This window comes from Paenibacillus sp. FSL M8-0228 (genome assembly GCF_038007385.1).
In the GTDB taxonomy this organism is placed as follows: Bacteria; Bacillota; Bacilli; order Paenibacillales; family Paenibacillaceae; genus Paenibacillus; species Paenibacillus polymyxa_D.
The window spans coordinates 5,784,012-5,799,346 of record NZ_JBBOXA010000001.1 but is presented as its reverse complement, the minus strand read 5'-3'; the positions used below and the strand labels follow the sequence as shown (position 1 = coordinate 5,799,346).

General features: G+C 45.9%; 12 protein-coding genes and 3 pseudogenes. 10 read left to right on the top strand and 5 right to left on the bottom strand.

Annotation, left to right across the window (positions count from 1 at the left end; all coding sequences use genetic code 11):
• Window positions 1–122 precede the first annotated feature (122 nt).
• Window positions 123–389: a helix-turn-helix domain-containing protein gene (locus MKY98_RS26255; protein WP_069012342.1), complete on the bottom strand. Its 267-nt coding sequence runs from the start codon at window positions 387–389 to the stop codon at window positions 123–125.
• Window positions 390–685: 296 nt separating this feature from the next.
• Between MKY98_RS26255 and MKY98_RS26250 the strand changes: the two are divergent.
• Window positions 686–1,113 (top strand): annotated as a pseudogene (locus tag MKY98_RS26250) (cell wall hydrolase).
• A 452-nt stretch (window positions 1,114–1,565) separates the two neighbouring features.
• Here MKY98_RS26250 and MKY98_RS26245 read toward each other — a convergent pair.
• Entirely contained in the window at window positions 1,566–1,988 is a 423-nt protein-coding gene (locus MKY98_RS26245; RefSeq protein ID WP_069012340.1) for a tetratricopeptide repeat protein, read from the bottom strand.
• Between the two features lie 830 nt (window positions 1,989–2,818).
• Between MKY98_RS26245 and MKY98_RS26240 the strand changes: the two genes are divergently transcribed.
• The 4 genes from MKY98_RS26240 (at window position 2,819) to MKY98_RS26225 (ending at window position 6,789) form a co-directional block, all read left to right on the top strand.
• A complete protein-coding gene (locus tag MKY98_RS26240; protein WP_069012339.1) occupies window positions 2,819–4,783 on the top strand; it encodes an elongation factor G in 1,965 nt (654 codons plus the stop codon).
• A gap of 101 nt (window positions 4,784–4,884) precedes the next feature.
• Window positions 4,885–5,445, top strand: a complete 561-nt coding sequence (locus tag MKY98_RS26235; RefSeq protein WP_069012338.1) for a DUF4303 domain-containing protein — start codon at window positions 4,885–4,887, stop codon at window positions 5,443–5,445.
• A gap of 32 nt (window positions 5,446–5,477) precedes the next feature.
• Window positions 5,478–6,119, top strand: coding sequence for a hypothetical protein (locus MKY98_RS26230; protein ID WP_069012337.1), 642 nt, complete (start codon window positions 5,478–5,480; stop codon window positions 6,117–6,119).
• Between the two features lie 142 nt (window positions 6,120–6,261).
• Window positions 6,262–6,789 (top strand): hypothetical protein, encoded by a 528-nt coding sequence (locus tag MKY98_RS26225; RefSeq protein ID WP_069012336.1) that lies wholly within the window; start codon window positions 6,262–6,264, stop codon window positions 6,787–6,789.
• Between the two features lie 67 nt (window positions 6,790–6,856).
• On the opposite strand, the gene MKY98_RS26220 is transcribed toward MKY98_RS26225, so the two are convergent.
• Window positions 6,857–7,237 (bottom strand): hypothetical protein, encoded by a 381-nt coding sequence (locus tag MKY98_RS26220; protein WP_069012335.1) that lies wholly within the window; start codon window positions 7,235–7,237, stop codon window positions 6,857–6,859.
• A gap of 158 nt (window positions 7,238–7,395) precedes the next feature.
• On the opposite strand from MKY98_RS26220, the gene MKY98_RS26215 reads away from it, so the two are divergent.
• The 3 genes from MKY98_RS26215 (at window position 7,396) to MKY98_RS26205 (ending at window position 10,373) form a co-directional block, all read left to right on the top strand.
• Complete coding sequence (locus tag MKY98_RS26215; RefSeq protein ID WP_069012334.1) at window positions 7,396–8,730, top strand: SMI1/KNR4 family protein; 1,335 nt, start codon at window positions 7,396–7,398, stop codon at window positions 8,728–8,730.
• A 280-nt stretch (window positions 8,731–9,010) separates the two neighbouring features.
• Window positions 9,011–9,544 (top strand): YceI family protein, encoded by a 534-nt coding sequence (locus MKY98_RS26210; RefSeq protein ID WP_069012333.1) that lies wholly within the window; start codon window positions 9,011–9,013, stop codon window positions 9,542–9,544.
• 226 nt (window positions 9,545–9,770) lie between these two features.
• Window positions 9,771–10,373 (top strand): class I SAM-dependent methyltransferase, encoded by a 603-nt coding sequence (locus MKY98_RS26205; protein WP_069012332.1) that lies wholly within the window; start codon window positions 9,771–9,773, stop codon window positions 10,371–10,373.
• 136 nt (window positions 10,374–10,509) lie between these two features.
• Here MKY98_RS26205 and MKY98_RS26200 read toward each other — a convergent pair.
• Together MKY98_RS26200 and MKY98_RS26195 are read right to left on the bottom strand one after the other, a co-directional pair.
• Window positions 10,510–11,935: pseudogene (locus MKY98_RS26200) on the bottom strand (MDR family MFS transporter).
• 317 nt (window positions 11,936–12,252) lie between these two features.
• A pseudogene (locus MKY98_RS26195) lies at window positions 12,253–12,478 on the bottom strand (hypothetical protein).
• Between the two features lie 344 nt (window positions 12,479–12,822).
• Between MKY98_RS26195 and MKY98_RS26190 the strand changes: the two are divergent.
• Window positions 12,823–13,410 carry a sensor domain-containing protein gene (locus MKY98_RS26190; RefSeq protein ID WP_029518899.1) on the top strand — a complete coding sequence of 196 codons (588 nt, stop codon included), beginning with the start codon at window positions 12,823–12,825 and terminating at the stop codon, window positions 13,408–13,410.
• 100 nt (window positions 13,411–13,510) lie between these two features.
• Window positions 13,511–15,310, top strand: a complete 1,800-nt coding sequence (locus MKY98_RS26185) for a helix-turn-helix transcriptional regulator (RefSeq protein ID WP_069012331.1) — start codon at window positions 13,511–13,513, stop codon at window positions 15,308–15,310.
• Window positions 15,311–15,335 lie beyond the last annotated feature (25 nt).

The following is a 15,335-nucleotide window of genomic DNA, read 5'->3' as shown; positions in this document are numbered from 1 at the left end:
GCATTCTCCTTTATTACGTACGTAATATTAATGAATGTAGTTTGATTTTACTCCAATACGAACGGATGTTCAATATTTATATTAGAAAATTGACGAAAAAGGGAGATAATTATCAAAATAACTTAAAGATAAAGGTGATAACACTTCCCAAGACATAGTGCTTTATCTTGGAGCACATCTCTGGAAGGGGTCAGATCCCACCCTTGTTCAAGCCATGTATAGTAGGTGACGCTTACACCTGCTAGTACGGCGACTTCCTCGCGCCTTAAGCCAGGCGACTTCCGTTTCCCGCTCGTAAACTCCAAGCCCACATCCTCCGGAGTAAGCCGCTCTCTTTGTGATTTGAGAAACATCTCCATCGCTTTTGCTTTGCTGTTCGTAACATTCATGGATCGAACACCACCTTAAAGTTTGGTATTGCGCCATTCATTGGATATCAAAGAATAGCTTAGAAATACAATAACAATTGTCGCTAACATTTCACTGTGTTATCAGCTTTCGCTCTATAGATGATACGGTGAACCGTATCACATATTTCGAGGGGGAATTTTACCACTGACACTCAACTAATGGGCTAAGGTTCAGTGAAATGGCTGTTTAATATCGTTTTCTATTTATTTAGCCAGAGTAACACATCTGCTTAACCTAAAATATGATGAGTCTAGAAATCAAATGAGGTGAGCAAATGGCAGTCGTAAAATCCAGGAAACAGGATATCGATATGTTGGCAAGGTTGCTTCGAGCTGAGGCTGAGGCCGAAGGCGAAATGGGCATGCTCCTTGTTGGAGCTGTTGGCATTAACCGAATAAGAGCGAATTGTTCCGATTTTAAAGGAATCCGGACAATTCCCCAAATGATTAACCAGCCGCATGCGTTCGAAGCGCTACAACATGGTATGTACTATCAAAGAGCAAGAGATAGAGAACGCCGTCTGGCACAACGGGTTGTGAATGGGGAACGGAATTGGCCAGCCAAATACTCGCTAGATCGTATGAAAACCCCGGACCATGTCCACCAACTTGGTATAATCAGCCGTTTGTAGGTCGATGGAAGAAACATTGTTTTTATGAACCGACTGCGATTGAATGCGAAAATGTATATAGTACGTTTTAAAATCTACATGATTGCATCAGATCAAGTTTTATTTCGGCGGGACTCGTGCATGACTTTGTAGGTAAGAAATACCTAAATCACAACGCATTTTTGCCGATGACCTCAATACGCTGAACCGTATCACAAATAATGCGAAACTTGCGACCTAGTCTTCGGACAGGGGGGCGACTCCCCACGCCTCCGCCAACCTTACTAAAAACGAACATAACATACTTAGTTGGTGGTTTTTCAGTAACAGTTTGGTCTAATTAGTAAAAAGACAGTTAGGGCACATTGAGTAGCCTTAACTGTCCTTTTATTCATGACTCCAAGCAGATTGCAGAAATCGTTAGAAATGACGCCAGCCGCTGTTGACAGCGCCTTGCAAAGAGCTTCGAAAATAATATTATGGAATGGTTTGAAGGTAAAAAAATTTAAAAATACCGTAATCAGCCCTTGCGTAGCCTGAAATTTCAAATCTCTATGTTTGTCTCCAAAAACTCAAGATATTTTGGGTCGTCTTCCATAAAAATATCAATACCGGCGCCCATGTAAGCCCGGGTTAACTCGTCCGCCGCCTTTTCAAAGTTTTCCTGTTCATAATATAACTGCCCCAGCCGAAGGTGAATATACGGATTACCCAACCCCTTCGGACACTGTACGGCATTAAAAAAGCACTTGAAGGCCTTATCGTAATTCTTCATACGATAGTCGACATCCCCAATAGCTACATATATCCAGGTAGCGGCCTCCCATTCTTGATGATTTTCAGGCAATAAACGGAGGGCGGCAATACAATTTTGCTTGGCGGCATCAAGATCGCCTGCCTTCACTAAGTCATCGCCTTGTTTACATAGAGCCCTAATTGCGGAATAAGTGGAATCTGAGAGCTGCAAAGCGATCTCTCCTGTTCTATTCGATTGGATTAGATTAAGGAATTTTAGCCAATGATCGTTTGTTGGTTTTCATCAAAAACAGCGGCGTCTGGTATTGCCGATTAAATAGCCTATCGCCCAAATGATATGATCTGTAAATTCTTCTCCATGATCAGGTGGGAATGCGCTCGGCACTGTCTTTGACTTTAGGCATTCATATGAAGAGTCTACCAAATTTTTAAGCCTATTCATAGATTGAAAGCGCGTTCTAGTTTATGTGAGTACTATTTTCAAGAGGGTCCATGCGTGGCATGTAGTATGTTATATGGCTTGATATAGTTTAGAAAAAAGGATGATAGAGATGCCAAAGATAAACAACAGCTTCACAAGGAATCGATTAAGTACCTAACGACTGCCCCTCTTCGCGAGAATGATCCTAAGTTTATATGCGCAATAAGTGATGTAGCCTATGAGTTTTTAAGATCTGCCTTTGGATTGCCTCTACTAATTAAAAAATACGGATATCCCTGTTTTGAAAAAACACTTCACCAAGTCAAGAAACAGTATCAGGATATGCCAGAAGCATTTAGGGGGCATTTTACCCTTGATGAAAATGGAAAGGCAGTTCAATTGAGAACTCCAAGCGAAACGAAACAAATGATTGAACGCTTTTTCGCATCACAGAACGGTTACTAGTAGCCAGACAAAGAGGTAATTGGGTATCACTCATCACAGTCAGATAAGCCCCCAATCTTCTCCGATTTTAATTGGAGTGTTCCTACCCACTCTCCCGATTTCTATGCTTTAATAAAATGAGAAGTATTAACAAGAAGCGTTGAAAGTGGGATTCTATGAAGCGACTAACGATTGGCCTGTTCGCCCATGTGGATGCAGGTAAGACAACTTTTGCGGAACAGCTGCTGTACCATACGAACAGTATCCGGTCCCGGGGGCGGGTGGATCATCAGGATGCGTTTCTGGACAGCCACGACATCGAGCGGGCAAGGGGCATTACGGTGTTCGCAGATCAGGCGGTAATGGAATATAAAGGAGACAGCTATTACATAATAGACACCCCCGGACACATCGATTTCTCTCCGGAGATGGAGCGGGCGATTCAGGTCATTGATTATGCCATCCTGATTGTAAGCGCAGTTGAAGGTGTCCAGGGCCATACGGAGACGGTCTGGCAGCTGCTGCGCAAGCATCGGATTCCGACGTTCTTCTTTATCAACAAGACAGATCGGATCGGCGCGGATGCAGGCAGAACCGAGGCGGATATCCGTCAGCAGTTGACGGGGGAAGTATGCTGCATTACACAGAGCTTCACTGACGGCATAGTCGGCGAGCCGCTACGGGAGGCCATGGCGGAGCGGGACGAAGCCTTGCTGGAAGCATTCCTGGAGGGGAGAGAGGATTCCGGCTTCTGGCTGGAGGCCTTGCAGAGGATGATAGCGGCGGGTCTTCTCTTCCCCTGTGCATACGGCTCTGCGCTTCAGGATACAGGCGTCATTGAATTTCTGGATCAGCTGCATCTGCTGACGACAACCACTTATGACGAGAATGCTTCGTTCCAGGGGCGGGCTTATAAAATTCGGCACGATGCAGGCGGAGCGAGACTCACGTTCATTAAGGCGCTGGGTGGTCGGCTGAAGGTGAGAGAACAGCTTAGTTATGAGAGCGGCGGGGTTCAATATGACGAAAAAGTTACGCGCCTCTTCTTGTTTAACGGCCTTAAATCGCAGCCGGTGGAACAAGTGGAAGCAGGCGATTTGTTTGCGGTTGCCGGCTTGTCCGCCGCCGAAGCTGGACAAGGCCTTGGGTCGATATCAGACAAGTTAGCTTACGACTCGGAGCCGACGTTACAATCGAAGGTATTATTCGACAATTCGATACATGTACAGAAGGTGCTCGGTACTTTTCGCACGCTGGAGGCTGAGGAGCCGTCTCTGAACGTCGTTTGGGATGAGAAATTGCAGGAGATTTCTATCCGCGTCATGGGATTGATTCAACTGGAAGTGCTGGAGCAGCTTGTTAGAGAGCGGTTTGGCTTTGCTATCTCTTTTGGACAACCGGAAATCTTGTATAAGGAAACGATTCAATCAGCTGTAAAGGGGTACGGCCACTTCGAACCGCTCAGGCATTATGCGGAAGTGCATCTGCTGATTGAACCGGGAGCAAGGGGCAACGGCATCATGCTCGATAGCAGATGTCATGCCGATGATCTGAATGTCAGCTATCAGAATTTGATTCGGAATCACCTCTATGAACGGGAGCATCACGGACTGCTGACCGGCATGCCGGTCACCGACGTGAACATTACGCTGCTGAGGGGACGCGCGCATAAAGAACATACCCATGGCGGCGATTTTCGTGAGGCTGCCTTTCGAGCACTACGGCAGGGTCTGGAGAAGGCGGACAACGTGCTGCTGGAGCCCTTTTACGATTTTAAAATCAAGGTCGCTATCGATGAAATGGGCAGGGTGCTGTCCGATATTCAGCGTGCTTCAGGTACTTTTAATCCGCCGCAAACAACCGGAACGCAAGCGGTGGTCACGGGCAGGGTGCCTGTATCGACTTTCATGAACTACAGTGCCGAATTCGCATCCTTTACGCATGGACGAGGCAGTATCCGCTGCGTGTTCAGCGGCTACGACCGCTGCCATAATACGGAGGAAGTCATAGAGCGGATGGGCTACCGCAAAGAGGCAGACCCACTGTATACATCCTCCTCTATCTTTTGCGCCAAAGGGGCGGGTTACTCGGTGCCATGGGATGAGGCGGAAGCCAAGATGCACCTTGAATTAGAACCTTAATCGCGCATATTCAGGATTCGGGTGGGAAGTAGGTAGATTTAGGGCAAACCATTTTTATAATGGAAATAAGATATATTTTATAGGGCTAAGGAGAGATTGTCGTGAAACCGACGCAAGGAATAGAGGCGCTGGCGGCAGAAATTGCTGATGTGGCTAGGACGTCCTTTCGCACTCTTTTTGAAAATGGCGAACGTTACTATTACTGCACGCTATTTACGACTGGAGAGGGACATGCGCCAAGCATCTCCGCCTGGTCATGGGAGGCCTTGGAGAGGGAAGCGGCCAGACAAGGAGAAGAAAGCGGCACGCCGGGGTCAACGATTGCGGAACTCATCAAATGGTCCTATGCCGATTCACCCTACTGTTGTTTCAGGGATGAGAACTTCGATGATGTTAAACAATTGTTTATGGAGCGTCCTTCCATTGCGGAGCTTGAGGCTGACGATTGGAATCGTGAATTTGATTCGAGGCTGAAGGCCATGGAGCTGGCGATGAAAATGCTCGATGATGAAGGCGTGTTTGCCTTGAATCAACCGCGAGATTCCGTGTGCGTCCTTGTCGAGGTCATGCCGCCGGATGAGATCAATACCGAAATCGCCCTGCGTTTGAATCGGGCGCAGTCTCCGGCTATGCAAGCATGGCTGGCAGAAGCGGCAGAGTAAGGTATTCGTGTTTCTTGAGGGAGAGTTGTAAAATGCCTAATGAAAATCAAATGAATATTTTAATTGAGAGAACAGATTGTATTCTTTATTATGCGATACCGGTCCTATCGAACGAACATAGTGCAGGCTGGATCGGCGGGAATGCACCTGAGTTTTTTGATGATCACCCAGACCTCATCCACGAAGGTAACCAAAAATATGTTTTTTACTTGAGCCTCGTCCATCCCTTTAAACCTGAGAGCATGATTTCGATCTTCATCCCTGAAGACTATGAGGAGTATTTGGAAAATAACATTTATCCTAATTGCCCGATCAAGGTGATTGAGCATCCCATTTCGACTGAAAGCGTCAAAGATATGTTTACTAACCCGAGTCTTATAAAGCATGTAATTTCAAACGGGGAACTAAGCCATGACGAAAAGTCGATGGATCAGCCTTATTTGATCAAAGTAGGCGGAAACCCGAGACTTATTCAAAATGAAGACTATTATTTTGCGAAGCTGAGGGAGGAGTCATTCTCTTTTTTATTTCAGGTAGATGAAGATGGCTACCCCGAAACGTTGCTTCAGGAGGATTACAATTATCCTTTTGGTTTTGGATCACTATATGTTTTCGCCAAAGTGGGGACGAATGAGATACAACATCCAGTAGCAGGTTTTTGGCAATTCTCTTGATTTAGCGTGGGGACCGTTGGGCGGACTTGAACGGCGGTGAGCCCGCCAAACGATTTTTGGCGTGCGTATGTCCTATTCGCACAAGCAGGCAGCCCGCCCCTGGCGTAAACTGAATTATAATCAGTGAGCGAGGTGAACTTCTATGGCACAATCGAAGGAGATGCGTGCACGGGCTAAGAAATTTCAAGGCCGTCCGGTCTGTGTCACCCTGCACAGCGGAGAGACCTACGTCGGCTACATCACCGACGTTAATCGCGGCGGGTTGATACTTGCCAGTGCTGGGGCTCCTCCACGCGCTTCTTCCGGGAGGCAAAATTCCCAATCTCTCAAACGCAGAGCCAGTTCGCATGCCCCGGGCGTCCGTCTCGGCAACCGGAAAAGCGGCGCACGTAAACCGTCTGGCCGTTCGCGCTCCCGCAAGCCGGACGCCAAGGTGTCGGCATTCCTGCCGATGATGGGCTCGCTGTTAGGCGGCCTTGGCGGCTCCACTGCAGGCGCAGGAGGACTTGGCGGTATGCTCGGCGGCGGCTTGCGGCTGTTCGGCATGATCCAGAAATTTCTCCCGGTCGTGAAGATGGGCTACGGCATGATCAAGTCCATTCGCCCGTTTCTCGGCGCCGTTAAAGGCTTGATGCCCCCGGCCAGTCCGGCTACGCCGGATAACGAATAATCGTATATCTGTGAACTTTAAGCTCCCTTTGAGTGGTCAAAGGGGGCTAGTCCACAAACCATTATCACTACCACTGTCTAATCCAAATCGGTTTTAACTCGGAATAGCCCATTTCCTTTAGTAAATCCCAGGCATGATCCAGAACGTGAGGCTTCCCCTGGACCCAAAGTTCTTGTCGTTTTGCCATCAAGTAAGAGATGATTTCAGCAATATGTTTGGGTTTACCTAGATGGATGACAGTTTCTATTTCATTATTTTGGGCTGAAATGTCATAAAAGGACCAAAAAGTATGAGGCTCTTCTTCAGGAGGATTCGCCTGAAAGATGAGCGTGATTTTGATGTTTTTATTCTCTTTCGGAGATAGGTTTAGGATGAAGCGAGACCCGCCTGAGTACCAATAAACGAAGGCATAACCGTCGACCGTAATATTTCTTAATTGGCTTTTCATTACTTTCTCCCTCACTATATGTTGTTTAAAATGAGCTGCGTTTGATGAGTCTCTAGATACATAACACTTTAAAGAGGTACGTCCCATAGAAAAAATAATAAAATTGCTGGATAAGCAAACAAAGGAAACCTGGCTATGGTCAACAGGAGGGTTCAAATATGTGGTTTGGCAAGAAAGAAACGCAACTGGATCGAATAAAAAACAAACTGAGCCAAGCTATGCGCAAAGACGCGGGTTTCTCAGTGTTTGGATCATCCTCACATCAATATAGGGTTAAAGAGAAGCTTACAGCAAAAGAGCTGGCGGACTGGCAAGCCCACAATCAGGTCACACTTCCTGAGCCTTATGCGCTGTTTTTAACGAACATCGGCAATGGAGGCGCCGGACCCTATTATGGAATATATTCAATTGAAAAGGCAACTTCCTACACCGAGCGCCAAGCGCTCCTTGCAAAATCCGTTCTGTACCCCGGGATGACCAAAGAGGAATGGAACCGTCTAATTGAGCCCCTGACCAAGGACGAGGACATTCCCGATGAGGAATACGACGACACCTGTAATAAGGTGTTGGGCGGCATGTTGTGCATAGGCACCCAAGGCTGCGAATACGACATGTATCTCGTACTTGAGGGGAAATATAGGGGGAGAATTGTGTACACCTCCGATTTTCATCCTGATCATCCTTTTTTCTTTGTCTATGAAGACAGCTTTCTGGACTGGTACGAGCGCTGGCTGGATGAAATTATTCTGGATTATGATATCGGGTGGTTTGGCAGTCGAATGCCGGGTGATGAGAATGCGCTGATCCAGATTTATCAGAGCGCTCCAAACGAAGAAATCCAAGCCAAAGCGCTTGATGGAATGTTCAAGTTTAAGAAAGTCTCTCAGCTAACCCTTGCTTTTTTGAAGAAAATTGCGGAGCAAAGCCCCAAAAATCGGACCACAGCCATTTGGCTCATCTGCCAAACTTCTTTTGACACGGGTAGAAAATATCTTCTGGGGCTGTTGCAATCGGATGAACACGGGGATTTTCTGCAAGCTTTACAGATTCTGCACGCTACCAGTAAAACTGAGGATTTAACGGAGTTTATTCCAGTGATCTTGCAAAGGCTTGACCGGATTCACGACCCGGAAACGTTGCGTTATGCAGGGTATATCTTGGAAGAGTACGGTGCGATTACGCTCCAGAACTTTGCACCTTTCTTGTGTCACGCCGACCCGAAAATGCATACCACTGCCATCTATGCCGCGCGCAGTTGCGAAAACAAGCTGGGAAGCTGGCAGATCATTGAACAGATGTTGATGGGGGGCGGCCCGCAGGTTCTGAATAACTTGATTTTATACTGGGGCATTATTCCACATGAGAAGCTGCTGTCTTACTATAAGGAGGTATGGCCGAAATACAAAAGCAATCCGAATTTCGGAGAAAAATTTATCGGTTGTTTGCGAGAACTGCATTTGCCAGATGATTATTTCGACAAAGACGAATCGTAATGAAGGCGTACATGAATTATCCATAAAATACGAACCAATAAGGTTCAGAGTATCATCCTCCAGATGATGGGCACCTGTGGGCTTACCTTGGATTTAATTATGACGTGGCGGAGCCTGAGTATTCCAAAATCGGATTTACGAGGAAGCCGAAAAAATGCTAAAACGCTACTGACATCCCGTTGTCAGTAGCGTTTTTGTATATTAAGTGTATGCGAATATCGCAGTGCTTTGAGAGGGGGCGACCTTTCTCAAAATCTTATTATAGAGGTGGAATTTATTTATGAAAGATATCAATTGGGAAGTGGATCCGGACCACAGCTCCGTCGAGTTTTCGGTGACGCATTTAATGATTAGTAGAATTAAAGGAGTATTCGAGCATTTCCAAGCGATCTTGAGTTTTGACCCCAACAATTTAAAAACCATGGGTATTCAGGCTTCCATAGATGCAAATAGTATTACAACTCGCCAATCGCAACGAGATGAACACCTGAAGAGTGACGACTTCCTTCATGCAGCCAAGTATCCAACCATTACGTTTCAAAGCACCAGCTGCGTCCTTGCTGGCGAAAGGCAATATGAACTTACAGGCAATCTAACTCTGCATGGAGTAACCAAACCCATCACTTTTCATACCTTTTTTGAAGGACTAAACAAAGACCCTCGCGGCCGGGAACGTGTAGGATTTCATTCAACAGCCAGTATTGACCGCAATGAATTTGGCTTGACATTCAACTCGCCTCTGGAAAAAGGCGGGGTTATCGTCGGAAATGAAGTGAGAATCGAGCTTTATATCGAGGCAATTAGAATAGATTAGCAGTCCTAAGGGCCATCCTTTTAGCGGGATGGTCTTTAAACTTGCCGTTACAGGTAGGGTGGTGAACCGTATCACAAATAAGGGCGAGAATTTTGAAGCAAAATTGTACAGAAACGGACCAAGACTAAGAGCTTACTAATAAGAATGTGGACTAAATGCTAATGCTTCGATAGAATATCATTCTATATTGTTGTGTTTTTTATTAAGGCGGATTGGGGAGGTAATCATGGGAAATACGGATAAGTTTGAAATGATAGCTAATGTATATGACACTTCTGAAAGAATTCAAATTGCAAAGGTATCATCTGATGCCATTCGCGAATATGTGGTTGACGCTAATAGTAAGAATGCTATTGATTTTGGGTGTGGAACAGGTCTTGTCGGAATGAGCTTGTTAAATGATTTTAATTCTATGCTTTTTCTGGATACTTCACAAAACATGATTAATCAAATAAAGCAAAAAATTACTGATCTTCACATTCAGAATGCAGATACATTATGTTTTGATTTTGAAAAGGAAGGTCTAACGGATTTACATGCGGACTATATTTTTATGGCTCAGGTTCTACTCCATATTCATGATGTTGAAATCGTTTTATCAAGGCTATTTGATGTTCTAAATGAAGGAGGACATTTACTAATCGTAGATTTTAATAAAAATGAAAAAGTAGTTTCAGATATAGTTCATAACGGATTTCATCAAGAAGAGCTGACTGACATTATGACTAAAATAGGATATAGAGATATTCAGTCCAAAACTTTTTTTAACGGAAGTAAAATATTCATGGGACAAGATGCATCTATGTTTATTCTTGATTCTCGAAAATAAACTTTTAGGCAGAAATCAGCTCTCCTTATAGTTAGCGGTTCTAAGGTACAACGAAATAAAAGGCCGCCCCTTATGAGACAGCCCATGCTTCTTGTACGGTTTTAAACTTATGATTCAATCTGTGCCTAGTAATGAATTAATTATGTTCAGGTGGCTTTTTTATAAACCAACCCAGCGCCAGAATAAGTATTGCCAGAATAAATTCAATCCAAAAAACCGTTTGTAGACCGGAAACCATGCTTTGTGTCTTCTCATGCATCGCAGTGGGATTGAGCGAATGGTGAAGATAACGATTGGCTCCAGACGACATGATGCCGACGAACAATGCGATGCCAATTCCCCCTGCAATCTGTTGGAGCGTATTATATATGGCTGTGCCATGAGGAACCAGGTGACGTGGAAGTTGACTCAATCCTGTCGTCTGAGCCGGCATGACGACGAATGACATGCCTAAGAATAACAGGATATGATTGAACAGAACGGAGCCTTGTGTTGTATCACTGTCGATGCCGGTAAACAGCCACAACGATATGGCGAACGATCAGGAATAGCCCGGGCACAATGACGAGTCTCGGCCCGAATTTATCGAGTAATTTCCCCGATACCGGCATCAGCATTCCGTTCAAAATGCTACCCGGCATTAGAAGTAAGCCTGTCGCGAATGCTGTCAACTTCATCACATCCTGCATATAGAACGGCAGCAAAGTTGTTGTGGCGAATAGAACCATCGTCAGAATTACAATCAATACCGCAACCAGAGAAAAAGTGGAATGCCGGAATACGGAAAGATTGATCAACGGCTCTTTGATCTTAAGCTGGCGCCATACAAGCAAGAGCAAGAAAAGGCTACCTATTGCAATCGATCCGTAACCTTCTGGCTCAAGAGAGACACTTGTTTGGCTGAAGCCATAGGTGACGCAGCCGAAACCGACGGTTGACATCACAATGGATACAAGATCGACCCTTGGCTTGGTCAGTTCTGTCACGTTCTTTAAGTACACGAATGCATAAATCATCGAAAACAGTGCGACAGGAATCACCATGTAGAACAGCCATCGCCATTGAAAGGTATCGATAATTAAGCCAGACAAAGCCGGCCCGATGACAGGGGCGACCATGATGACCAGCCCCATGAGACCCATGGCGGCACCCCGACGTTCTGGAGGATAGAGAGCGAGAATCGTATTCATCATCGACGGGATCAATAATCCTGTCCCGCAAGCCTGAACAACCCTGCCCATCAGCAAGATTCCGAATCCCGGGGATACTGCACACAAGCAGGTACCGGCCAAAAATAACGCCATCGCAGACATAAACATCTGGCGAGTCGTGAACCATTGCTGTAGTAATGCGGTCACCGGCACCAGTACGCCGATCACGAGCATATATCCCGTCGATAACCATTGTATGGTCGAAGCAGCAACGCTAAATTCTCTCATCAACGCAGGAAACGCATTGGTAAGTAAATTTTCGTTAAGAAACGCGACAAATGTACCGATGAGTAGAGCGGTTAATATTGCCCCTCTCTTCATTCCTCTTGCATCTTGATCCTGATTGTCCATCTTCTACCTCCCGATTGTTCATTACGTTCCGTCCATTGTTTGTATATCGCTTAACCCGCAACGCCTTGAAGATCATTTTACGTGAAGTGGGATTAATTGGAAAAAGTGAAATTGCCCATCATACTCGGAAATTCATTCATATTTCGAAAGCATAAGGGGGGCTCCACCACGGTGTCGCTCATTCGCGCATTATTTCTTGACAAGATGAGGTTAGGGGATTATGATAACGTGCCGGTCAACTCTATAAGGCAAATAAAATCAAAAAGGCTGACTTTTCGTAGTGCCTTGGCACTGGAATCGTCAGCCTATCGTGCAGATTATCCTACACCATCACTTTCTAACAAAGAATAAAAATTATCACGGTCTTGGTCATCAAATTACCCTAACAACTTCATGTCCGCCATACATGTCTATTTCCTCACCGTACCTATTGTAGAGCGCGATCATATTGCCATCCTGATTCAACTCCAAGTACCCATAACATTTTGCTTCAGGAACTTCACCGTAAAAGAGCGTAAATTTGATTTTGATCACTCTGTGCATGCAGATCCTCCCTTCCTGTCTTTCGTATTGGCTTTGAATATATATAGTATTCTCCATAAAATGTCAAGAGATAAGGTTTCTACGTATCTCTAAATGTTATTCAATTTATAATGACAAGCTCAATATATGGATAGTGTAAATTTCAAGCTTCTAAGTTTTTGGTGGGCAGTTTTTGTTTAGCCGTGCGATCGAAAATTGCCGTACACACAGTAACTACTGTTGTTTTTCCCCATTAGGTTCGCAGACCGCTTTCGCTTTGTGTCATATGACATTATGGCACTGGCGGATTTGACATCAAGAGCCGTAGGATACGATGACTACTTGTAAAGGATGTGGGCTCTTTGATGACAAGAACCGTCGTCAGCTTTATTCAAAATGGCTATTTCCTACTGCTTACTTTCGCTACCGGATTGTTTTACTTTTGCTTTTATCTGGTCGCTCTTACATTAGGCTTGAGTCTTTCGTTTACCGTCGCGGGCGTTCCTCTGATTACTCGCATTTTGCGAACTACAAACACCTTCCTGCAATTTGAACGCACACAGACCAAGATCTATACGGATATTACCACAGAGCTTTACGTTAAACCAATAAACACCGATGACTCTATCTGGCTTCAAGCAAGGAAGGAGCTGCTAAATCGGCGCAACTGGATCGCTATCGGCTGGCTGATGCTGAAGCTTCCGGTGGGGATTTTAAGCCTCATTAGTGCAGCCTTGCTTTATATAACTCCACTCGCAATGATTGCGGCCCCGCTCCTCTTTCCACTATTTAATTATTATTTTATGGGTGTACCTATAGATACTGTGATAAAATCCGTACTGGTTTCGGCCTCAGGAGTCATATTCACTATGGTGAGCTACAGGCTTGCGAACAGCTTCACGCGTATGCTAGGAGGCTACACCCGTCGTATGATCAAGAGTGTGAACCGGTAGCCGGAATGTCCCGGTCTGGATTTAAAAGTATTGTTGGATAATGATCTGCTCTATAATAGTTACGTAATGTCATACTGATAGTTCTTAGGGGTTGATGGTTTTGTTCGATATGGTAAAGCAGTGGTTCTGGTACGACTGGTTCATGCTTATGATCCGCCTGATTTGCAGTACTTCTCTCCTGCTCACTATCATAGAGCGGCAAGCTCATTTCACGCTGCCGCTTTGGGTTCTTGTGTTTTGGCAGCTTATTGCTTTTTCCGTTCCCTGGCTGTGCTTGCAGCTCAATTATAGATACTACCTGCTTACCGAGATTGTGATCCCGGGCGGGCTCTGCTTGTATTTAGTTTTGTTCTTTCCAGAAGCCTACCTCACATTCCTGGTATATGCATTTTTGATTGCCTCTAATAGCAAACAAAGAACATATCTTTGGTCAGGTCCTTTATCGATATTGCTCCTACCCGCTATAATTAAGCTGCTTGCAGAGCAGATTGATTTTTGGATTATGACCATTCAATTCGGGACGGCTTATGCATTCGGATTTTCCTTCCATTTATTGATGGTCAATCATCGTCAAAGTGAAATTATACGCGAGCAAAATGCGGTGCTGGAGCAGTACTTGTCCCAAATCGAGCGCATCACGCTGGCCGAAGAGCGGAATCGGCTCTCCAAAGAGCTCCATGATACCGTCGGTCATGCGTACACTTCCCTCATTATGGGGTTGGAAACCTTGCGCCCTGAGCTAGAGACGGATACAGGAACGAAACGGCTCGATTCCCTATTGAACCTGGCCCGGGAAAATATGGATGAAGTGAGAGGCTATGTGCATCAAATCGAATCGCCGCATGAAGAACTCCCACTGCTTCAGTCTTTGCGGAAGCTGGCAGAGGAGTTTCAGGAGCATGCTAAGGTGTCGGTTCGTTTCCAGGCCTTCGGGGAGGAATACCCTGTAACGAAGCAAGCGAAGATAGCGCTGTATCGCTGCTTGCAAGAATCATTGACGAATGCCGTGCGTCATGGACACTCGACGGAGATTACGGTTTCAGTGCAATTCGAGCCTCAGCAGACGAGACTGGAAATTCAAGATAACGGCCGTGGGATGGAACATGGACGGGATGGTTTCGGCTTGAACGCCATGAAAGAGCGAGCGATGAATTTGCAAGGTCATGTTGGCGTCTATACCCAACCGGGCGAAGGCACCCTCGTTACCTGCACCCTGCCACGACAAACGGAGCTTAAGGATGATGTCATCCGTCTGTTGGTCGTCGATGACCAGCCTTTTATCCGTGAAAGTCTACGGACTCTTCTCGAGGAGCAGCAAGATTTGCAAGTCGTAGGGGTGGCAGAAGATGGCGAGCAAGCCATCGAACTGTGCAGGCAGGTTCAGCCTCAGCTGGTGCTCATGGATTTGGACATGCCGAACCTGGACGGAATCTCCGCATCCCGTACCATAAAACAAACGTGGCCCCACATCCGCATCTTGATTCTCACCACGTTCGAAGATACTGGACAGGCTCTGGAAGCGCTGCGAAGCGGAGCGGACGGATACCTATTGAAGTCGATGAAGCCGGTAGAGCTTGCCGAAACAATACGTACGGTCTATCGCGGAGGCACGCTGATCGATCAGGAGATGTCGCACAAATTGTTTGCTCAGCTGGAAGCCGCCAAGAGCGGAGACGTTCCGTCGACAACCAAAGTGGCTGCGACCTATGATTTAACTTCACGGGAGCTTGAAATTTTACAGTTCGTGTCGAAAGGACTGCGATATAAAACCATTGCTTCCAAATTGTATTTATCCGATGGTACGGTTAGAAACTATGCGTCATCGGTCTATCTGAAGCTGGGGGTTCGCAACCGAGAGGAAGCAGTGCAAAAGGCCCGGGAGGCAGGGCTTATGGAATAACTTTCGGTACGCCTCCTTAGGTGCC